The 20,761-nt window shown below is 60.2% G+C and carries 20 protein-coding genes; 1 reads left to right on the top strand and 19 read right to left on the bottom strand.

Annotated features, from left to right (window positions below; translation table 11 throughout):
• The 19 genes from ACK6AU_RS14030 to ACK6AU_RS13940 form a co-directional block, all read right to left on the bottom strand.
• On the bottom strand, positions 1–630 hold the full coding sequence (locus ACK6AU_RS14030) for a glutathione S-transferase family protein (protein WP_409299637.1): 630 nt from the start codon (positions 628–630) through the stop codon (positions 1–3).
• 126 nt (positions 631–756) lie between these two features.
• A complete protein-coding gene (locus ACK6AU_RS14025; protein WP_185696768.1) occupies positions 757–1,659 on the bottom strand; it encodes a LysR family transcriptional regulator in 903 nt (300 codons plus the stop codon).
• Between the two features lie 355 nt (positions 1,660–2,014).
• Entirely contained in the window at positions 2,015–3,847 is a 1,833-nt protein-coding gene (gene glmS / locus ACK6AU_RS14020) for a glutamine--fructose-6-phosphate transaminase (isomerizing) (protein ID WP_409299636.1), read from the bottom strand.
• Between the two features lie 10 nt (positions 3,848–3,857).
• On the bottom strand, positions 3,858–4,631 hold the full coding sequence (locus ACK6AU_RS14015) for a DeoR/GlpR family DNA-binding transcription regulator (protein WP_185696766.1): 774 nt from the start codon (positions 4,629–4,631) through the stop codon (positions 3,858–3,860).
• Positions 4,632–4,777: 146 nt separating this feature from the next.
• On the bottom strand, positions 4,778–6,145 hold the full coding sequence (gene glmU, locus ACK6AU_RS14010) for a bifunctional UDP-N-acetylglucosamine diphosphorylase/glucosamine-1-phosphate N-acetyltransferase GlmU (protein WP_409299635.1): 1,368 nt from the start codon (positions 6,143–6,145) through the stop codon (positions 4,778–4,780).
• A gap of 114 nt (positions 6,146–6,259) precedes the next feature.
• On the bottom strand, positions 6,260–6,685 hold the full coding sequence (locus ACK6AU_RS14005; protein WP_058438442.1) for a F0F1 ATP synthase subunit epsilon: 426 nt from the start codon (positions 6,683–6,685) through the stop codon (positions 6,260–6,262).
• A 45-nt stretch (positions 6,686–6,730) separates the two neighbouring features.
• Complete coding sequence (gene atpD, locus ACK6AU_RS14000) at positions 6,731–8,107, bottom strand: F0F1 ATP synthase subunit beta (protein WP_047290153.1); 1,377 nt, start codon at positions 8,105–8,107, stop codon at positions 6,731–6,733.
• A 27-nt stretch (positions 8,108–8,134) separates the two neighbouring features.
• Positions 8,135–8,995 (bottom strand): F0F1 ATP synthase subunit gamma, encoded by an 861-nt coding sequence (gene atpG, locus ACK6AU_RS13995; RefSeq protein WP_031320767.1) that lies wholly within the window; start codon positions 8,993–8,995, stop codon positions 8,135–8,137.
• Positions 8,996–9,045: 50 nt separating this feature from the next.
• Complete coding sequence (gene atpA / locus ACK6AU_RS13990) at positions 9,046–10,590, bottom strand: F0F1 ATP synthase subunit alpha (RefSeq protein WP_185696764.1); 1,545 nt, start codon at positions 10,588–10,590, stop codon at positions 9,046–9,048.
• A 21-nt stretch (positions 10,591–10,611) separates the two neighbouring features.
• Positions 10,612–11,148: a F0F1 ATP synthase subunit delta gene (locus ACK6AU_RS13985; protein ID WP_185696763.1), complete on the bottom strand. Its 537-nt coding sequence runs from the start codon at positions 11,146–11,148 to the stop codon at positions 10,612–10,614.
• A gap of 12 nt (positions 11,149–11,160) precedes the next feature.
• Complete coding sequence (locus ACK6AU_RS13980) at positions 11,161–11,631, bottom strand: F0F1 ATP synthase subunit B (protein WP_185696762.1); 471 nt, start codon at positions 11,629–11,631, stop codon at positions 11,161–11,163.
• Between the two features lie 57 nt (positions 11,632–11,688).
• The gene (atpE, locus tag ACK6AU_RS13975) at positions 11,689–11,946 is read right to left on the bottom strand and encodes a F0F1 ATP synthase subunit C (protein WP_002555987.1); all 258 of its coding nucleotides are present in this window, start codon (positions 11,944–11,946) and stop codon (positions 11,689–11,691) included.
• Between the two features lie 132 nt (positions 11,947–12,078).
• Positions 12,079–12,951 carry a F0F1 ATP synthase subunit A gene (gene atpB, locus ACK6AU_RS13970; RefSeq protein ID WP_053137789.1) on the bottom strand — a complete coding sequence of 291 codons (873 nt, stop codon included), beginning with the start codon at positions 12,949–12,951 and terminating at the stop codon, positions 12,079–12,081.
• A gap of 16 nt (positions 12,952–12,967) precedes the next feature.
• The gene (locus ACK6AU_RS13965) at positions 12,968–13,375 is read right to left on the bottom strand and encodes a F0F1 ATP synthase subunit I (protein ID WP_016964883.1); all 408 of its coding nucleotides are present in this window, start codon (positions 13,373–13,375) and stop codon (positions 12,968–12,970) included.
• A 148-nt stretch (positions 13,376–13,523) separates the two neighbouring features.
• Positions 13,524–14,396, bottom strand: coding sequence for a ParB/RepB/Spo0J family partition protein (locus tag ACK6AU_RS13960; RefSeq protein WP_185696761.1), 873 nt, complete (start codon positions 14,394–14,396; stop codon positions 13,524–13,526).
• A 9-nt stretch (positions 14,397–14,405) separates the two neighbouring features.
• Entirely contained in the window at positions 14,406–15,203 is a 798-nt protein-coding gene (locus ACK6AU_RS13955; RefSeq protein ID WP_185696760.1) for a ParA family protein, read from the bottom strand.
• Between the two features lie 18 nt (positions 15,204–15,221).
• Positions 15,222–15,866: a 16S rRNA (guanine(527)-N(7))-methyltransferase RsmG gene (gene rsmG, locus ACK6AU_RS13950; protein WP_185696759.1), complete on the bottom strand. Its 645-nt coding sequence runs from the start codon at positions 15,864–15,866 to the stop codon at positions 15,222–15,224.
• Entirely contained in the window at positions 15,863–17,755 is a 1,893-nt protein-coding gene (gene mnmG, locus ACK6AU_RS13945) for a tRNA uridine-5-carboxymethylaminomethyl(34) synthesis enzyme MnmG (protein ID WP_409299634.1), read from the bottom strand. Before mnmG ends, rsmG begins: the two co-directional genes overlap by 4 nt.
• Positions 17,756–18,739: 984 nt before the next feature.
• Positions 18,740–19,432, bottom strand: coding sequence for a type 1 glutamine amidotransferase domain-containing protein (locus tag ACK6AU_RS13940; RefSeq protein WP_185696757.1), 693 nt, complete (start codon positions 19,430–19,432; stop codon positions 18,740–18,742).
• 146 nt (positions 19,433–19,578) lie between these two features.
• Between ACK6AU_RS13940 and ACK6AU_RS13935 the strand changes: the two genes are divergently transcribed.
• Positions 19,579–20,490, top strand: coding sequence for a LysR substrate-binding domain-containing protein (locus ACK6AU_RS13935; protein ID WP_409299633.1), 912 nt, complete (start codon positions 19,579–19,581; stop codon positions 20,488–20,490).
• Positions 20,491–20,761 lie beyond the last annotated feature (271 nt).

Here is a 20,761-nt window from a genome sequence, read left to right as displayed (position 1 = left end):
TCAGGCGCTTTTCAGGCCCGCCGCCGTGGATGGCATGGCGACGAAACCCGGCAGGGCTTCGATGCGTTCCAGCCAGGCACGCACATGGGGGTAGTCGGCCAGGGACACGTTGCCCTCCGGCGCGTGGGCGATGTAGCTGTAGCCGGCGACATCGGCGATGGTCGCCTGTTGGCCGACCAGGAACGGCCTGCCGGCCAGTTCCTGATCCATGACCTTGAGCAGGACATGGGCGCGGGCGATGACTTCCTCGGGGTTGAAGGTCGCGCCGAATACGGTGATCAAGCGTGCCGCCGCCGGCCCGAAGGCGATCGGCCCCGCGGCCACCGACAGCCAGCGCTGCACCTGCGCCGCTCCTGCTGGATCGGTGGGCAGCCAGCGGCCATCGCCATAGCGTTGCGCCAGGTACACCAGGATCGCGTTGGAGTCGGCGATCACCACGCCTTGGTCGTCGATGACCGGCACCTGGCCAAAGGCGTTGAGGGCCAGGAACTCGGGCTGCTTGTGGGCGCCCTTGGCCAGGTCGACGAAAATCGTTTCGACCGGCAATTCCAACAGGGACAGCATCAGTTCGACGCGGTGGGCATGGCCGGAGCGGGGAAAGTTGTAGAACTTGATGGCGGGCTGGGACATGGACGACTCCACGGGCAGGTGCACGGCCGAAGCGCCGCGCTGGAGGGGCTATCTTCCTGCCGGGACAAAAACAACAGAATCACCAGAAAACACAAACCATCATTTCATTGGGTGAAACAATCTCGCTTAAGGATTGAGCGATGGATGCTCGCGCAGGGCCTGCACTGCGAAATCGACGAAGCTGCGCACCCGCGCCGGCGCCTTGCGCCCGCCCTGGTACACCACATGGATGGGCAAGGGAGGCTGCTCGAAGGCCTCGAGGACGATTTCCAACTGCCCCGCCGCGACCTTGTCGGCCACTTGGTAGGACAGCACCCGGGTCAGGCCCAGCCCCAGGCTGGCGGCGGTAATGGCGGCCTGGCTGGCGCTCACCAGCAAGCGAGGCTCGGGGCGGATGCTCAAGGCGCGACCGGCGACGTTGAACTGCCAGTTGCGCGCCTGGCCAATGGAAGACGGCGCGATCACCGGCGCCTGGCGCAGATCTTCGGGGTGCTGTGGCCGACCATGGCTGGCCAGGAATGCCGCAGAGGCGCAGATCACCCGGCGTACCTGGCCGACGCGGATACTGTGCTGGCCGCTGTCCGGCAACTCGCCGATGCGTACCGCCACGTCGATGCCCTCGTCCACCATGTTGGCCATCCGATCCACCAACAGGGCATTGACGCTGACCTGTGGATAACGTTGCAGGTAGCGCACCAGCAGCGGGGTGACGAAGAGTTCGCCGAACAGCACCGGCGCAGTCAGGCTCAGTTGGCCCCGGGGCTGGGCATGAATGCCGGCAGCCGAGGCCTCGGCATCCTGGACCTCGGCGAGAATGCGCCGGCAATCCTCCAGGTAGCGTTGCCCGGCTTCGCTCAGGTGCACGTTGCGCGTGGTACGCACCAGCAACTGGGTGCCGATGCGTTGCTCAAGGGCCGCCACGGCCCGGGTGACGCTGGCCGCCGACAGGTTCAGGCGCCGCGCCGCGGCAGCGAACCCCTGCTCCTGGGCGACACAGACGAACACCTGCATTTCCTGAAATCTGTCCATGGCCTATCTCGAATGGCGGCGCCCAGCCGACAGGCGCCACGAGCCAGCAGCATAATCCACCGCCATGGCGTCAGGGGGCGCACCAGGTCTGCACATCGTGCCGATGGAATGCCGGGCACCTGCGGGGAAGGTGTGTAGTTTTTTCGAAAACTCGACACAAGTCGATCCTGATCGATCAGGTCTTTCGGCAACGGCCGGCGACGGGTGAGCCTGTGTACCGGCGTGGAAGCGTTGGGCCCAGTGAAAAAACCTGCGGGGGGCAAAGTTGCGCGGACAAAAAAGGGAGCCTGGACAGGCTCCCTGTTGGTTGCGGCAGTGGCCGTTATCTACAGCCGGGTGCCCAACTGTGGATAACTCACTCCACGGTCACCGACTTGGCCAGGTTGCGTGGCTGGTCGACGTCGGTGCCCTTGAGCACGGCTACGTAGTAAGACAGCAGCTGCAACGGGATGGTGTAGAGGATCGGCGAGAGGATGTCGTGGATATGCGGCATGTGGATAACATGGGTGCCCTCACCGTTGGTCATGCCCGACTTCTCGTCGGCGAACACGACCAATTCACCGCCACGGGCACGGACTTCCTGCAGGTTGGACTTGAGCTTCTCCAGCAGTTCGTTGTTCGGCGCCACGGTGACCACCGGCATGTCGTTATCCACAAGGGCCAGCGGACCGTGCTTGAGCTCACCGGCCGGGTAGGCTTCGGCGTGGATATAGGAAATTTCCTTGAGCTTCAGGGAGCCTTCCATCGCTACCGGGTACTGGGCGCCACGACCGAGGAACAGGGTGTGGTGCTTGTCGGCGAACAGCTCCGCGGTCTTCTCCACCACGCTGTCCATGGCCAGGGCTTCACCCAGGCGAATCGGCAAGCGCCGCAGCTCTTCCACCAGCTCGGCTTCGACGCCGGCTGCCAGGGTGCCACGTACCTGGCCCAGGGACAGGGTCAACAGCAGCAGGCTCACCAGTTGCGTGGTGAAGGCCTTGGTGGAGGCCACGCCGATTTCGCGACCGGCCTGGGTCAGCAGGGTCAGGTCCGATTCACGCACCAGCGAGCTGATGCCGACGTTGCAGATCGCCAGGCTGGCGAGGAAGCCCAGCTCCTTGGCATTGCGCAGAGCGGCCAGGGTATCGGCAGTCTCGCCGGACTGGGAAATGGTCACGAACAGGCTGTCGGGCTGCACCACCACCTTGCGGTAGCGAAACTCACTGGCGACTTCCACCTGGCAGGGAATGCCAGCCAGTTCTTCCAGCCAGTAACGGGCGACCATGCCGGCGTGGTAGCTGGTGCCACAGGCAACGATCTGCACATTGCGCACCTTGGCGAACAACTCGACGGCCTGGGGACCGAAGGCCTGGACCAGTACCTGGTTGCTGCTCAGGCGACCTTCCAGGGTGCGTTGCACCACCGATGGCTGCTCGTGGATTTCCTTGAGCATGTAGTGGCGGTATTCGCCCTTATCCGCCGCTTCGGCACCATCGCGGTACTGCACCGCCTCGCGTTCCACGGCCTTGCCGTCGATGTCCCAGATTTGCACGCTGTCGCGGCGGATCTCGGCGATATCGCCTTCTTCCAGGTACATGAAGCGGTCGGTGACCTGGCGCAGGGCCAGTTGGTCGGACGCCAGGAAGTTCTCCCCCAGGCCCAGGCCGATCACCAGCGGGCTGCCGCTACGGGCCGCCACGAGGCGATCCGGCTGGCTGGCGCTGATCACGGCAAGGCCATAGGCACCGTGCAGTTCCTTGACGGTGGCCTTGAGCGCCACGGTCAGGTCGCCCAGGTCCTTGAGCTTGTGGTTCAGCAGGTGGGCGATGACTTCGGTATCGGTGTCCGAGGTAAATTCGTAGCCCTGGGCCTTGAGTTGTCCGCGCAGGGCTTCGTGGTTCTCGATGATGCCGTTGTGCACCACCGCCAGATCACCGGAGAAATGCGGGTGGGCATTGCGCTCGCAAGGCGCGCCGTGGGTGGCCCAACGGGTGTGGGCGATGCCCAGGCGGCCCACCAGCGGCTCGCCAGCCAGGGCTTGTTCCAGCTCGGCGACCTTGCCCGGGCGGCGCATGCGCTCGAGCTTGCCGGTATTGGTGAAAACCGCCACGCCGGCGCTGTCGTAGCCGCGGTATTCGAGGCGCTTGAGGCCTTCCAGCAAAATGGCGGTGATATTGCGTTCAGCAACGGCGCCAACAATTCCACACATGGTATTTCTCCTAGCTGACAGCCGCGCAAATCAGAGTTATGCCGCGGGCCTGGATCTGGTCGCGGACCTCGAGAGGCAGGCGATCGTCGGTAATGAGGGTATGGACGCTGCTCCACGGCAGCTCCAGGTTGGGAATCTTGCGGCCGATCTTGTCGGATTCGACCATCACGACAACTTCACGGGCCACCTCGGCCATCACTCGGCTCAGGCCCAGCAATTCGTTGAAGGTGGTGGTACCACGGGCCAGGTCGATGCCATCGGCACCGATGAACAGTTGATCGAAGTCGTAGGAGCGCAGGACCTGCTCGGCCACCTGGCCCTGGAAGGACTCGGAGTGCGGGTCCCAGGTGCCGCCGGTCATCAACAGCACCGGCTCGTGTTCCAGTTCGCTCAGGGCGTTGGCCACGTTCAGCGAGTTGGTCATGACCACCAGGCCCGGCTGCTGGCCGAGTTCGGGAATCATGGCCGCGGTGGTGCTGCCGCTGTCGATGATGATGCGCGCATGTTCACGAATACGTTGTACCGCCGCCCGGGCAATCGCTTGCTTGTGGCGGGATACCGGCTGGCCGAGGTCGCTGACCAGTTCCTGGGGCATGGTGATCGCCCCGCCATAACGGCGCAGCAGCAGGCCATTGCTTTCCAGGGCCGCGAGGTCCTTACGAATCGTAACTTCAGAGGTTTCGAAACGCTTGGCCAACTCATCCACGCTCACCTCGCCTTGTTCATTGAGCAAGGCCAGGATGTTGTGACGGCGCTGGGGAGTGTTGCGTTTCGATATGAGCATTTAAGTTTCGATTCGAAAGATAACGTTGGCAATAAAAACCCATGATCGAAACTTCGTCAAGCACGCGCGCATAAAAAACCGGCCCTTGCTGTTCAACTGCAGGGGCCGGTTGATGCTGCATGGGTCATCCGTGCTTGTGGATAACCTCAGCTCTTGCTGATTTTCTGTGGCCGCTTCCAGCCATCGATGTTCTTCTGCCGCGCACGACCCACGGCCAGCTGCGCTGGCGAGACATCCTGGGTGATGGTGGACCCGGCGGCGGTAGTGGCCCCGGAAGAGATATCCACAGGCGCCACCAGGGAGTTATTGGAGCCGATGAACACGTCTTCGCCCAGCACCGTCTTGTGCTTGTTCACCCCGTCATAGTTGCAGGTGATGGTGCCGGCACCGATGTTGGTACGCGCGCCGATCACCGCGTCGCCCAGGTAGCTCAGGTGGCCGGCCTTGGCCCCGTGGCCCAGGTGGGCGTTCTTCAGCTCGACGAAGTTACCCACATGGGCACGAGCCTCCAGCACACTGCCGGGCCGCAGGCGGGCGAACGGGCCGGCATCGCTGCCCTCGCCCATCACCGCGCCGTCGATATGGCTGTTGGCCTTGATCACCACGCCCTTGCACAGGGTGCTGTCCTTGATCACGCAGTTGGGGCCGATCACCACGTCGTCTTCGATGACCACCCGGCCTTCGAGGATGACGTTGATATCGATCAGCACGTCGCGCCCGACCGTGACCTCGCCACGCACATCGAAACGCGCCGGATCGCGCAGGGTCACGCCCTGGGCCATCAGGCGGCGGGCGGCGCGCAGCTGGTAGTGGCGCTCCAGCTCCGAGAGTTGCTTGCGATCGTTGGCGCCCTGCACTTCCATGGCGTCCAGGGGCTGCTCGGTGGCAACCACCAGGCCATCGCTGACCGCCATGGCGATCACGTCGGTCAGGTAGTACTCACCCTGGGCGTTGTTGTTCGAAAGACGGCTGGTCCAATCGCCGAGGCGCTTGCCGGGCACGGCGAGAATGCCGGTATTGCCTTCAGTGATGGCGCGCTGGGCTTCGTTGGCATCCTTCTGCTCGACGATGGCCGCAACCTTGCCATTGGCGTCACGCACGATTCGCCCGTAGCCGGTAGGGTCGTCCAGCTCGACGGTGAGCAGGCCCAGTTGCTCGGGGCCGGCCTGCTTGAGCAGGCGCTGCAGGGTCTGGACCTCGATCAGCGGTACATCGCCGTAGAGGATCAGTACGGTATCGGCCTGGATGAAGGGCACGGCCTGGGCCACTGCATGGCCGGTGCCGAGCTGCTTGTCCTGCAACACGAAATTCAGGTCGTCGGCGGCCAGGCGCTCGCGCACCGCATCCGCGCCGTGGCCGATCACCACGTGGATGCGCTGTGGATCGAGCTGGCGGGCGCTGTGGATAACATGTCCGAGCATGGAGTTGCCAGCAACCGGGTGAAGGACCTTGGGCAGTGCCGAACGCATGCGCGTGCCCTGGCCTGCTGCGAGGATAACGATTTCGAGAGACATGACTGGCTACCAATCCTGGGTGGTCCGCGAGTGTGACCAAGAGGGGAGAATGCGGAAAATAAAAAGGGTAGCCGAGGCTACCCTTTTTAATCAATCACACAAAAAGCCTGCGGCTTAGCCGCCGAACTTCTTGCGGATCTGCTGGACGGTACGCAGCTGGGCTGCGGCCTCGGCCAGACGTGCAGCGGCAGATCCGTAGTCGAAATCTGCGCCTTTTTCATTCAGGGCCTTCTCAGCAGCCTTGACGGCTTCCTGAGCGGAGGCTTCGTCCAGGTCGGCAGCGCGTTGCACGGTGTCGGCAAGAACCTTGACCATGTTCGGCTGAACCTCGAGGAAACCACCGGAGATGTAGAACACCTCGGTTTCCCCGCCCTGCTTGATCAAGCGGATCGGACCTGGCTTCAGGTTGGTGATCAGCGGCGCGTGACCCAGAGCGATACCAAGATCACCCAGTTCACCGTGCGCAACCACCATCTCCACCAGACCGGAGAAGATTTCCCCTTCCGCGCTGACGATATCGCAATGGACTGTCATAGCCATCTGCTTGCCTCAACCTAAATTAGCGCCCGTTGCCGGGCGCCGGGATTACAGTTTCTTGGCTTTCTCGATCGCTTCGTCGATGCCGCCGACCATGTAGAACGCTTGTTCCGGCAGATGGTCGTAGTCACCGTTGAGGATGCCTTTGAAGCCAGCGATGGTGTCTTTCAGGGAAACGTACTTACCTGGAGAACCAGTGAAGACTTCAGCCACGAAGAACGGCTGCGACAAGAAGCGCTGGATCTTACGAGCGCGGGATACCAACTGCTTGTCGGCTTCCGACAGCTCGTCCATGCCCAGGATCGCGATGATGTCCTTCAGCTCTTTGTAACGCTGCAGTACGTACTGAACGCCGCGAGCGGTCTCGTAGTGCTCGTTGCCGATCACGTTCGGGTCCAGCTGGCGGGAGGTCGAGTCCAGTGGGTCTACCGCTGGGTAGATACCCAGGGAAGCGATGTCACGGGACAGAACGACGGTGGCGTCCAAGTGGGCGAAAGTGGTCGCTGGCGACGGGTCGGTCAGGTCGTCCGCCGGTACGTATACCGCTTGGATCGAGGTGATCGAACCTTGCTTGGTCGAAGTGATGCGCTCTTGCAGCACGCCCATCTCTTCAGCCAGGGTCGGCTGGTAACCTACTGCCGAAGGCATACGGCCCAGCAGTGCGGATACTTCGGTACCGGCCAGGGTGTAACGGTAGATGTTGTCGACGAACAGCAGAACGTCGTTACCTTCGTCACGGAACTTCTCGGCCATGGTCAGGCCGGTCAGCGCTACGCGCAGACGGTTTCCTGGTGGCTCGTTCATCTGACCGTAGACCAGGGCAACCTTGTCCAGAACGTTGGAATCCTTCATCTCGTGGTAGAAGTCGTTACCCTCACGAGTACGCTCACCCACACCGGCGAACACGGAATAACCGCTGTGCTCGATGGCGATGTTACGGATCAGTTCCATCATGTTTACGGTCTTGCCCACACCGGCACCACCGAACAGACCTACTTTACCGCCCTTGGCGAACGGGCAAACCAGGTCGATTACCTTGATCCCGGTTTCCAGCAGGTCGTTGCCGCCTGCCTGCTCCGCGAAGGAAGGAGCGGCGCGGTGGATACCCCAGCGCTCTTCTTCGCCGATCGGGCCGGCTTCGTCGATTGGGTTGCCCAGTACGTCCATGATCCGGCCCAGGGTCGCTTTACCGACCGGTACGGAGATGGCTGCGCCAGTGTTGTTGACATCCAGACCGCGCTTCAAGCCTTCGGTGGAGCCCATCGCAATGGTACGCACCACGCCATCGCCCAGCTGCTGCTGAACTTCCAGAGTGGTTTCGGCGCCTTGAACCTTCAAGGCGTCGTAGATGCTCGGTACGCTGTCGCGTGGAAATTCCACGTCGATAACGGCGCCGATGATTTGAACGATACGTCCGCTACTCATAGCTGGATCCTCTGAATATTTGAACCGTTAAACCGCGGCAGCGCCGCCGACGATTTCCGAGATCTCTTGGGTGATCGCAGCCTGACGCGCCTTGTTGTAGATCAGCTGCAAATCGCTGATCAAATCACCGGCGTTGTCGGTGGCGTTCTTCATTGCAATCATCCGCGCGGCTTGTTCAGCTGCGTTGTTCTCGACCACCGCCTGGTAGACCTGCGACTCCACGTAACGGACCATCAAGCCGTCCAGCAGCTCCTTGGCATCCGGTTCGTAGAGATAGTCCCAGTGGTGCTTGAGTTCTTGATCCGGGGTTGCCTCCAGTGGAATCAACTGCTCCACGGTCGGCTGCTGGGTCATGGTGTTGACGAACTTGTTGGATACCACGGACAGGCGGTCGATCCGGCCTTCCAGGTAAGCATCCAGCATCACCTTGACACTGCCGATCAGGTCATTGATCGACGGCTCTTCACCCAGGTGGCTGATAGCTGCAACGACGTTACCGCCGAAGTTGCGGAAGAAGGCCGCACCCTTGCTACCGACCACGCACAGATCGATCTCGACGCCTTGTTCGCGGTTTACCGCCATGTCCTTGACCAGGGCCTTGAACAGGTTGGTGTTCAAGCCACCACACAGACCACGGTCACTGCTCACCACGATATAACCGACGCGCTTGATGGCGCGGTCGATCATGAACGGGTGACGATATTCCGGGTTGGCGTTGGCCAGATGACCAATAACCTGGCGGATGCGCTCCGCATAAGGACGGCTAGCTGCCATGCGCATTTGTGCCTTGCGCATTTTGCTGACCGCCACTTTTTCCATGGCGCTGGTAATTTTTTGCGTGCTTTTGATGCTCGCAATCTTACTGCGAATCTCTTTTGCGCCTGCCATGTAACACCTATCAGGTTAGCAAGCGGGAGCCTTGCGGCTCCCGCTGCGGCTTACCAGGTTTGGGTGGCCTTGAACTTCTCGATACCGGCTTTGAGGCCAGCGTCGATTTCGTCATTGAAGTCACCCTTCACGTTGATCTTCGCCATCAGGTCGGCGTGATCGCGGTTGAAGTAAGCAATCAGCGCTTGTTCGAAGCTACCGATCTTGGCGATTTCGACGTCAGTCAGGAACCCACGCTCAGCGGCATACAGCGACAGCGACATGTCAGCGATGGACATTGGCGCGTATTGCTTCTGCTTCATCAGCTCGGTAACGCGCTGACCGTGTTCAAGTTGCTTGCGGGTCGCTTCGTCCAGGTCAGAAGCGAACTGGGCGAATGCCGCCAGTTCACGGTACTGAGCCAGGGCGGTACGGATACCACCGGACAGCTTCTTGATGATCTTGGTCTGAGCGGCACCACCTACACGGGATACCGAAACACCGGCGTTAACTGCAGGGCGGATGCCCGAGTTGAACATGGCCGATTCCAGGAAGATCTGACCGTCGGTGATGGAGATCACGTTGGTCGGAACGAACGCGGAAACGTCGCCAGCCTGGGTTTCGATGATCGGCAGGGCGGTCAGGGAACCGGTCTTGCCAGTCACTGCGCCATTGGTGAACTTCTCTACGTACTCTTCCGAAACGCGGGAAGCGCGCTCCAGCAGACGGGAGTGGAGATAGAACACGTCGCCTGGGTAGGCTTCACGTCCTGGTGGACGACGCAGCAGCAGGGAGATCTGGCGATAAGCCACGGCCTGCTTGGACAGATCGTCATAAACGATCAGCGCGTCTTCACCACGGTCGCGGAAGTATTCGCCCATGGTGCAACCGGAGTACGGAGCCAGGAACTGCAGGGCAGCCGATTCGGAAGCGCTGGCAGCCACGATGATGGTGTTGGCCAGGGCGCCGTTTTCTTCCAGCTTGCGAACCACGTTGGCAATGGTCGATTGCTTCTGACCAACGGCTACGTAGACGCAGAAGATACCGCTGTTCTTCTGGTTGATGATCGCGTCGATCGCCATGGCGGTCTTACCGATCTGGCGGTCACCGATGATCAGCTCACGCTGGCCACGGCCGACTGGGATCATGGCGTCAACGGCCTTGTAGCCAGTCTGTACAGGCTGGTCTACCGACTTACGCCAGATCACGCCTGGAGCAACTTTCTCGACCGCGTCGGTCTCGGTGTTGTTCAGCGGACCTTTACCGTCGACTGGGTTACCCAGTGCGTCGACTACGCGACCCAGCAGTTCCTTACCCACTGGAACTTCGAGGATGCGGCCAGTGCACTTGGCGCTCATGCCTTCGGCCAGAGTGGTGTATGCGCCCAGTACCACGGCACCTACAGAGTCTTGCTCGAGGTTGAGGGCCATACCGTAGACGCCGCCCGGAAACTCGATCATCTCGCCGTACATGACGTCGGCCAGACCGTGAATCCGCACGATACCGTCAGAAACGCTGACGACAGTGCCTTCGTTACGGGCTTGGGAGGTCACATCGAGCTTTTCGATGCGGCCCTTGATAATTTCACTTATTTCGGAAGGATTGAGTTGCTGCATTGCTCTGCTGCCCCTTCAAACTCAAGATTTCAATGCTTCGGCAAGGTTCGCGAGTTTGCCGCGAATCGAGCCATCGATAACCAGGTCGCCGGCGCGGATCACGACGCCACCAATCAGGCTGGCATCCTCCGCAGCGTGCAGGCGCACTTCCCGGCCGAGCCGTGCACTGAGAACCGTGGCGAGTTTGTCTTGCTGTTCTTGGTTCAATGCAAAAGCACTGGTCACATCCACGTCCACCGACTTCTCTTGCTCGGCCTTGTACAGGTCGAACAGAGCGGAGATCTCCGGCAACAGCAGGAGACGATCGTTCTCGGCGGCAACTTGAATGAAATTCTGTGCCTGTGCATCAAACTTGTCGCCACACACTTCGATAAAAGTGTTGGCCTTTTCTGCGCTCGTCAGTCGCGGGGCCTTAAGCACGCGCTGCATGGTGTCATCTTGTGACACCGCTGCAGCCAGGCCGAGCATGGCTGACCAAGAGGCCAGCTGCTGGTGGGCCTGAGCGTGCTCGAAGGCCGCCTTAGCGTAAGGTCGGGCCAACGTGGTCAGTTCTGCCATGATCGCCCTCGCTTAAATTTCAGCAGCCAGTTTGTTAACCAGGTCTGCGTGCGCGTTTTGATCGATTGTGGCGCCCAGGATCTTCTCTGCACCATTGACTGCCAGGCTACCCAGTTGGGCGCGCAGCGCGTCTTTGACGCTGTTCAGTTCCTGTTCGATCTCGGCCTGAGCCTGAGCCTTCACGCGTTCAGCTTCGACACGGGCCTGTTCACGGGCTTCGTCGACGATCTGAGAACCGCGCTTCTTGGCTTGCTCGATGATTTCAGCTGCCTGAGCTTTGGCTTCGCGCAGTTGCTGACCCGCTTTATCTTGGGCCAGTTCCAGGTCACGAGCTGCTCGGCTGGCAGCGTCCAGTCCATCCGCGATCTTCTTTTGACGTTCGTGCAGAGCTGCAATGACCGGAGGCCAAATGAACTTCATGCAGAACAGTACAAAAATTAAGAACGCAACGGACTGGCCAATCAGGGTTGCATTAATGTTCACGCCAACACCTCGCTCGTTCGTTGTCCGTCACACCAATCAACTCGAATACTCGAGTGATTAGCCAGCGAGTTGACCAACGAAGGGGTTCGCGAAGGTGAAGAACAGAGCGATACCAACACCGATCATGGTTACGGCGTCGAGCAGACCGGCAACGATGAACATCTTAACTTGCAGCATTGGAACCATTTCTGGCTGACGCGCAGCGCCTTCCAGGAACTTGCCGCCCAGCAGGCCGAAACCAATTGCGGTACCCAGTGCGCCCAGGCCGATCAACAGTGCAACAGCGATAGCGGTTAGACCAACTACAGTTTCCATCTTTCCTCCCGACTTTTACGTCGTATGGTTTAGGTTTTTTAGATTAAAGCGGTAAAACAAATCGTTTCATCGTGCCCGAGATGGGCCCCTCCCGCCGCAACGAGAGGGACATCAGACTAGTCGAGACTGGTCTTAATGATTCTCTTCGTGAGCCATCGACAGGTAGACGATGGTCAGCATCATGAAGATGAAGGCCTGCAAGGTGATGATCAGGATGTGGAACACGGCCCACGCCCATTGCAGAACCACACCCATGCCGCTGAGCCACAGCAGGCCGCTGCCGAACATCACGGCAATCAGGATGAACACCAGCTCGCCGGCGTACATGTTGCCGAACAGACGCAGTGCCAGGGAGATCGGCTTGGCTACCAGGGTCACGAACTCCAGCAGGAAGTTCACTGGAATCAGCAGGGCCTGGACCAGGATGTTCTTGCTACCGAACGGATGCAGGGTCAGTTCACCGATGAAGCCGCCGATGCCCTTGACCTTGATGCTGTAGAAGATGATCAACGCGAATACCGACAGGGCCATGCCCAGGGTAGCGTTCGGGTCAGTGGTGGAAACGGCACGGAATGGAATGTGCGGGTCGCCGGAAATCAGCATCGCCAGTTGCGGGATCCAGTCCACAGGAACCAGGTCAATGGCGTTCATCAGGAACACCCAGACGAAGATGGTCAGAGCCAGCGGTGCGATGACCGGGCTGCGACCGTGGAAGCTGTCCTTCACGCTGCCATCGACGAAGCCGACCATCACTTCGACGAAGTTCTGCAAAGCGCCCGGCACGCCGGAAGTCGCCTTCTTGGCCGCCATGCGGAACAGAAGAATGAAGATCACACCCAGTGCGACAGACCAGCCGAGGGTATCGACGTGGAATGCCCAGAAGCCCATTTCCTTGGCTTCTGCTGCGGAGTGGGCAAAACCCCAGCTCCCATTGGGTAGCTGACCGAAGGTCAGGTTCTGCAAGTGGTGCTGGATATAGCCCGAAGCGGTTGTTTCTGCTGACATGGTTGCCTCAAACGCCCTAAGGTCTCGAAAGTCTTGTTCTCATTAGCAGGGGAGCGAACCAGCTGACCAGCTGGGTCAGCACGAAGACGCCGAATACTGCCAGCGGCGCCAAAGGCTTCACACCTGCAAACGTCAGCGCGAACAGCACTGCCGTCAAAATCAATTTGCCCGCCTCGCCGGCATAAAAAGACCGAACGATGGCTTGGGCCGCTCGGGCGCCGGAAAACCGAAATGCCCTGTGAGCGAAATACACATTGGGTAGCAAGGCTATCAGCCCTCCGCAAAGGCCTGAATATCCGGCTACGACTCCACGCCATTGCCAAAGCGCCAGAGCGGCTATCAGTAAAATGACCAACTGAGCCAGTAAAACCGGGAAAACCGCCAAGCGATGGAACGGCAGGCGGTTTGGCGTGCGGGTTTCCATCGCTCTTGCTCCTCAAGGGTCGGCTGCCAGAATTCTGTGACTTGGCATAATTTGTGCCGACAAAATGCGCGCAGAGTATAGGGGCGGTTCAGCCCCTATTCAACTGCCGGGTAGTGATTTCCGACTGCGCGCTACACAAGGAAATGTTTCAACGGATGTGAGCGAGGACGCCCTGCAGCTCATCCAGGGAGTTGTAGCCGATCACCAGCTGCCCCTTGCCTTTCTTACCGTGGCGAATCTGCACCGCAGAGCCTAGGCGCTCGGCCAAACGCTGCTCCAGGCGAGCGATATCCGGATCGGGCTTGACCGGTTCAGCAGGCTCTTGCTTGCCGCTGAGCCACTGGCGAACCAAGGCCTCGGTCTGACGCACCGTCAGGCCTCGTGCGACAACGTGTCGCGCCCCTTCAACCTGTTGATTTTCCGGCAATCCAAGCAATGCGCGGGCATGTCCCATTTCCAGGTCGCCATGGGACAACATGGTCTTGATCACCTCGGGCAGGGAGATCAGGCGCAACAGGTTGGCCACGCTGACGCGGGACTTGCCCACGGCTTCGGCAACCTGTTGCTGGGTCAGCTGGAACTCCTGCTGCAGGCGCTGCAGGGCCAGTGCTTCCTCGATGGGATTGAGATCTTCACGCTGGATGTTCTCGATCAGCGCCAGGGCAATGGCGGTTTCATCCGGCACATCGCGGACCACCGCCGGAATGGTTTCCTGGCCAGCCTGCTGGCTGGCGCGCCAGCGGCGTTCACCGGCGATGATTTCAAACCGACCGGCGCCGATGGGGCGCACCACGATGGGCTGCATCACCCCCTGGGTCCTGATCGAATTCGCCAGTTCCTCCAGCGCTTGCGGGTCCATGTCCCGACGGGGCTGGTACTTGCCACGCTGGATCAGGTCCAGCGGCAGGTGTTGCAGTTCACGCTGGTCGACCTGCGCGGCTTGTTCTTCCAGGGCGCTGACAGTCGGACCACTCAACAGTGCATCCAGTCCACGTCCGAGACCACGTTTCTTGACGGCCATGGGGATTCCTTAAGTTGGCTGGGCGGCTGCGATGCGCGCTTGTCTACGTTGCCGGCGAACCATCTCGCCGGCCAGGGCCAGGTAGGCCAATGCGCCGCGGGATTGCTTGTCGTACGCCAATGCCGGCATGCCGTAGCTCGGCGCCTCGGCCAGGCGGATGTTGCGCGGGATCACGGTGTCGTACAGCTGATCGCCGAAGTGTTCCTTGAGCTGCGCGGAAACATCGTTCATCAGGCTCAGGCGCGGGTCGAACATGGTGCGCAGCAAGCCTTCGATCTTCAGCTCGGGATTGAGCAGTTCACCGATGCGCTTGATGTTATCCACAAGGTCGCTCAAGCCTTCCAGTGCGTAATACTCGCACTGCATGGGGATGATGACGCCATCGGCAGCCACCAGGGCGTTGAGGGTCAGCATCGACAGCGACGGCGGGCAATCGATCAGGATGTAGTCATAGTTCTCGCGGATCGGAGCCAGGGCACTGCGCAGCCGGCTTTCCTTCATCTGCATTTCCAGCAGGACCACTTCCGCCGCGGTCAGGTCGCGGTTGGCCGGCAACAGCTGGTAGCCGCCGTGTTCGGAAAAGTGCATGGCCTGGGCCAGGTCGCACTCGCCGATCAGCAAGTCGTAGACCGAGTTTTCCAGGCCATGTTTATCCACACCGCTCCCCATGGTGGCGTTGCCCTGTGGATCAAGGTCGATCAGCAGCACCCGGCGCTTGGTCGCTACCAGGGATGCCGCGAGGTTGATGCAGGTGGTGGTCTTGCCCACACCACCTTTCTGGTTCGCTATCGCGAATACCTTAGCCATTCTTGCTTGTGTTCCCAATCATGCCGTGCGGCGCAGTATCAGCAGATGGCGTTGGCCTTGGCAACCGGGTACGGCCAAGGCGTGTTCGCTATCGAGGTGGAAGTCTGCCGGCAATGCTAACAGCTCATCAGAGGGATGGACGCCCTTCATTGCCAGCCAGCGTGTATCGCTGTCCCCAAGGTGGCGGGTCCAGCTGGTGAAGTTCTCCATGCTGCTGAACGCCCGGGAAATGATCCCGTTGAAAGGCTGCTCTGGAGTGAAGGCCTCGACCCGGCTGTGGATAACTTGCAGGTTATCCAGCTTGAGTTCGAGTTTGACCTGGGTCAGGAAGCGGGTCTTCTTGCCGTTGCTGTCCAGGCAGGTGACCTGGGATCCGGGAAACAGGATCGCCAGGGGAATCCCCGGCATCCCGCCGCCACTGCCCACATCCAGCCAGCGGCCGTCCTCGATGAACGACATCACGCTCAGGCTGTCGAGCAAGTGGCGCGAGACCATTTCATCGGGATCGCGCACGGCGGTCAGGTTATAGGCCTTGTTCCACTTGATCAGCAGCGCCAGGTAGCCCAGCAGCGATTCATGCTGGCCCGGGCTCAGCTCGACACCGAGTTGGCGGGCGCCTGTGGATAATTCATCCGCATGTTGCGAGGTGACCTGTGAACTCAAGCGCTTTGCTCCAACTGACGGCCGGCGCCGCGTTTTTTCAAGTGAATCATCAACAGGGAAATGGCCGCGGGAGTCACGCCGGGAATGCGTGATGCCTGGCCCAGGGTTTCCGGACGAGTCGCGCCCAGCTTGCCCTGGATTTCCTTGGACAGTCCGGAGATGGTGGCGTAATCGATATCCACAGGCAGCTTGGTGTCCTCGCTGGCCCGCAGGCGAGCAATTTCATCCTGCTGGCGATCGATGTAGCCGGCGTACTTGGTCTTGATCTCGACCTGCTCGGCGACCTGTGGATCCTCCGCCCCCTGCCCGGTCACTTCGACCAGCCCAGCGTAGTCGATCTCTGGACGACTCAGCAGGTTCAACAGGTTGTACTCGTGGTTCAGCGGTGTGCCGAATTTTTGTGCAATCGCATCGCCCTGCTCAGTACCGGGGCGAACCCAAGTGGACTTCAAGCGCTGTTCTTCCAGGGCTATGCCCTCGCGTTTCTTGCAGAACGCCGCCCAGCGCGCGTCATCCACCAGACCCAGCTCTCGACCTTTCTCGGTCAGGCGCAGGTCGGCATTGTCTTCGCGCAGGATCAGGCGGTACTCCGCCCGCGAAGTGAACATGCGGTACGGTTCCTGGGTACCCAGGGTAATCAGGTCATCGACCAACACCCCGATGTAGGCTTCGTCGCGACGGGGGCACCAGCTGTCCTTGCCCTGGGCACGCAATGCCGCGTTGGCCCCGGCCAGCAGGCCTTGCGCGCCAGCTTCTTCGTAACCGGTAGTGCCATTGATCTGGCCAGCGAAGAACAGGCCACCGATGACTTTGGTCTCCAGGCTGTACTTCAAGTCCCGCGGATCGAAATAGTCGTATTCGATGGCGTAGCCCGGCCGCACGATATGGGCGTTTTCCATGCCCCGGATCGATTGCACGATCTGCAACTGCACATCGAACGGCAGAGATGTGGATATCCCGTTCGGATACAACTCGTGGGTGGTCAGGCCTTCGGGCTCGATGAAGACCTGGTGGCTTTCCTTGTCGGCAAAGCGATGGATCTTGTCTTCGATCGATGGGCAGTAGCGCGGGCCAATGCCTTCGATGACCCCGGAGTACATCGGCGAACGATCGAGGTTCGACGCGATGATCTCGTGGGTGCGCGCATTGGTGTGGGTAATCCAGCAGCTGATCTGCCGCGGATGCTGTTCCTTGGAACCCAGGAACGACATCACCGGGATAGGCGTATCGCCCGGCTGTTCGGTCATCACCGAGAAATCCACGGAACGGGCATCGATACGCGGTGGGGTACCGGTTTTCAGGCGCCCGACCCGTAGTGGCAGTTCCCGCAAGCGTTGTGCCAGGGCAATCGAAGGTGGGTCACCGGCACGACCGCCGGAATAGTTCTGCAATCCGATGTGGATAAGTCCGCCGAGGAAGGTACCGGTGGTCAATACCACCGAATCGGCGAAGAAACGCAGGCCCATCTGGGTCACTACACCACGGACCTGATCCTGCTCGACGATCAGGTCGTCCGCCGCCTGTTGAAATATCCACAGGTTCGGCTGGTTCTCGAGAATCTCGCGTACCGCAGCCTTGTACAAGATGCGGTCGGCCTGGGCCCGGGTGGCACGTACTGCTGGGCCTTTGCGGCTGTTCAATACACGGAACTGGATGCCGCCTTTATCTGTAGCCATGGCCATCGCGCCGCCCAGGGCGTCGATTTCCTTGACCAGATGGCTCTTGCCGATCCCGCCGATCGCGGGATTGCAGCTCATGGCTCCGAGGGTTTCCACGTTATGCGTCAGCAACAGGGTCTTTGCCCCCATGCGTGCTGATGCAAGTGCTGCCTCGGTACCGGCATGACCGCCGCCGATGACGATCACTTCAAAACGGGAAGGGAAATCCACCACGCACCTCGTGCCTGCTTCAAGTAGGAGTAATTAGGAATGGTTGTTGGGTTGGTTTTTCGACCAAGGGGGCAAGTATAGGGACTTCGCCCTTTCTAAAGAACCCTTTGCACAAAATTTAACCAGCTTGTGGATGACTGGCGAACAATAGAAATTAAAAAGAAAGAAATTTATTAAAACCTTGTTTTTATGTTTATTCTTAGGCCTCGCCTATCTGTGGATAGATTTCTATAAGCCTTTATTTTAAAGGTGTACAGAGATTTTAAACTCTGTGGTTAGGTGCTACGGAGGCCATTGGATAACCGGTTTAAGCCTGTGGATTAATGTGCCGATTATCCACAGAGGCAATTCTCCTCAGCTTTGAGGCCGGGTTATCAACTGTGCTGAAGGATAGTTATTCACAGGGCTTAATCCACAGAAAACACCTGCTTCCAGGGAAATCCAGGTACAGGTCGGCCTTGCTGTGTCCTCAATGGCTACAGCACATCGATCAGGGAGGAGGATAGACAGACAGGCTGTACAAGCCTGTCTGTGGATAACACGACGTGATGATTGGAGCGGGTTACTCGGGGCGTTTACCAGGCGACCTTGAACCCCAGCATGACAATGGCCAGGACCAGCCAGTACTTCTGGCGCTGGCCATGTCATTGCCTGGCAGCGATTGGCTCGTCGAGAGGGTGTCGTTCAAGCTTTCGGCTTCAACCTCTAGAGTGTCCTGGGTCGAAACGGCGGGCGATTCGAAGGTGGCGACACGCAGGTCCTGGGGTTGAGCTTCGGAACAGGCTTCATTCGGCCGGGCATAACGGTGGTGACCGGCGACAAACTCCAGCGTGGATGCTCGCGCTACTCGGGCCACGGGCATCCACATGCTGCATGTTTTGCTCCGGGTTTGTGGCGTTGCGTGCCGGGTACGAGTCGAGGGCGGCCTTCAACCGGGCCTTGTGCGAAGACCTGGATGACGAAGGGCCCGCGCTCAGCCATGGCTCAGGTCCGCTCTGCCAACAACGGCAGCATCGCCTCGGCCACGCCCTTGGCAGAGGCCGGGTTCTGGCCCGTTACCAGGCGCTCGCTGACCACCACCTGGGCCAGGAAGTTCGGTGCTGAAATATGCCGGGCACCGCGCTCCTCCAAGGCATCGGCCAGCAGGAACGGCACGGTGTCGTACAGGCCGACCGCACGTTCTTCGTCGTTGGTGAAGGCCGACACGTCCTTGCCCTCGACCAGATAGCGGCCGTTGAACAGTTTGAGATTCACCAGCCCCGCCGGCCCATGGCACACAGCTGCGACCACTCCGCCACGCTCGTAAATGCGTGCCGCGATGGCGGCTATTTCGCTGCTGTCAGGGAAATCCCACATCGTAGCGTGACCGCCAGCGTAAAAGACCGCAGCGTAGGCATCAGGATCGACTTGCGCTGGTGCCAAGGTGCTCTCAGTGGCACCTCGCAGCGCCGCATTGTTCCAGAATGCGGCATTGACCGGATCGTCCAGATTTAGCCCATCGACGTGCGTCTTGCCTCCCCGGGGGCTGGTGAAATCAATGTCGTAGCCAGCAGCGCTCAAGACCTCGTACGGGTGCGTCACTTCGGAAAGATAGAACCCGCTGGGCGCAGCATCGGCAACATTTGCCGGCCCTTTGCGGTCATGGTTGGTCAGGACAAAAAGAATGCGTTGGGTCATCGGTTATTCCTCATGGGATGTGCATCAGGGCGCGCTTCGGAATGAGGTGTGCCCCGACAGCAAGGGGATAGGCGTGTCATTCTGGTGGCCTTGCTATATTCTTTAAATGACCAGAATAGACAAAGACTTTCCCTGAAATTACCCAAATGGCACTTCGAAATCTGGATGACTTGGCGGTGTTCGTGCGTGTGGTGGAGCACCACAGCTTTTCCGCCGCCGCACGCAGCCTGCACCTGGCGCCCAAGACGGTGAGCAAGCAGATCGCCCGGCTGGAACAGGCGCTGGGCACCACGCTGTTTGAGCGGAACACCCGCAACCTGCGTATCACCAGCGAAGGCCGGGCCATCGCTCAGCGGGCGCGGGTTGCCCTTGGGATATTGGAAGAGGTGCAGGAACTGGCGACTGGTGGCAGCCAGGAGCTGAGCGGCACCATCCGCTTGACGGCCCCCACGCCCTTCGGTCGAAAGTTCGTGGCCTCGGCGATCCACGATTTTTGTCGCCAGCATCCCCGCGTCGGCTTCGACCTGCGTCTGTCCGACCAGGTACAGGACCTGTATAGCGGCGATCTGGACTTGGCGATTCGCATGGGCGAACTAACCGATTCGCGGCTGGTGGCGCGACGCATGACTGACAATCGGCGCATCCTGGCAGCATCGCCTGCCTATCTAAAAGTGCACGGACAACCCATGCAGCCAGAAGAGTTGGCGCTGCATAACTGCCTGGTGTTCGCCTATCCGGGGCTGCTGCAGAACACCTGGCCGCTGCACAACGGCCGCAGGGACAAGCCCGTTGCAGTCAAGGGAACCTTATCCAGCGATAGCGGCGACGTGCTGCATGCATGGTGTCTGGCCGGGTTGGGCATCTCACTGCGTGAAACCTGGGATATTTACGAAGAACTGCGCGACGGACGCCTAGTGCGTGTCTTGCCACAATGGGAAGCCACCCCCTCGCAGATCAGTCTCGTGCGGGCTCGGCGCGAACCCGTGCCGCGTCGGCTGACGGTATTCGGCGACTTCTTACTGGAACGCTGGCGTGACGCGCCGTGGGATGCGGTCTGACATCTCCAATGCCCTTGTCAATCAACGGCACTGCCAGATGCCAATCATTCATTCCCGTAAAACAATCCAATTTGCGGTAGGCACTAACGAGTCGATGGTGTCGGACCAGGCCTGCAGCGTTGGCAAGGCCGTCACGGGGTTGGCCTGAATCAGACCGCAGGTCAGCGCGTAGTCAAATATGCGCTTGAGCAAGCCGCGCACCTGACCGGCCTCAGCATCGAAACCTTGTTCCTTCTTCCTCCCGTATGTCCAAGTAGAGGATGGCTCGGGC

Source organism: Pseudomonas sp. KCJK8993, from assembly GCF_046230915.1.
Taxonomy (GTDB): Bacteria; Pseudomonadota; Gammaproteobacteria; order Pseudomonadales; family Pseudomonadaceae; genus Aquipseudomonas; species Aquipseudomonas piscis.
This window is presented reverse-complemented; position numbering and strand designations above follow the sequence as displayed.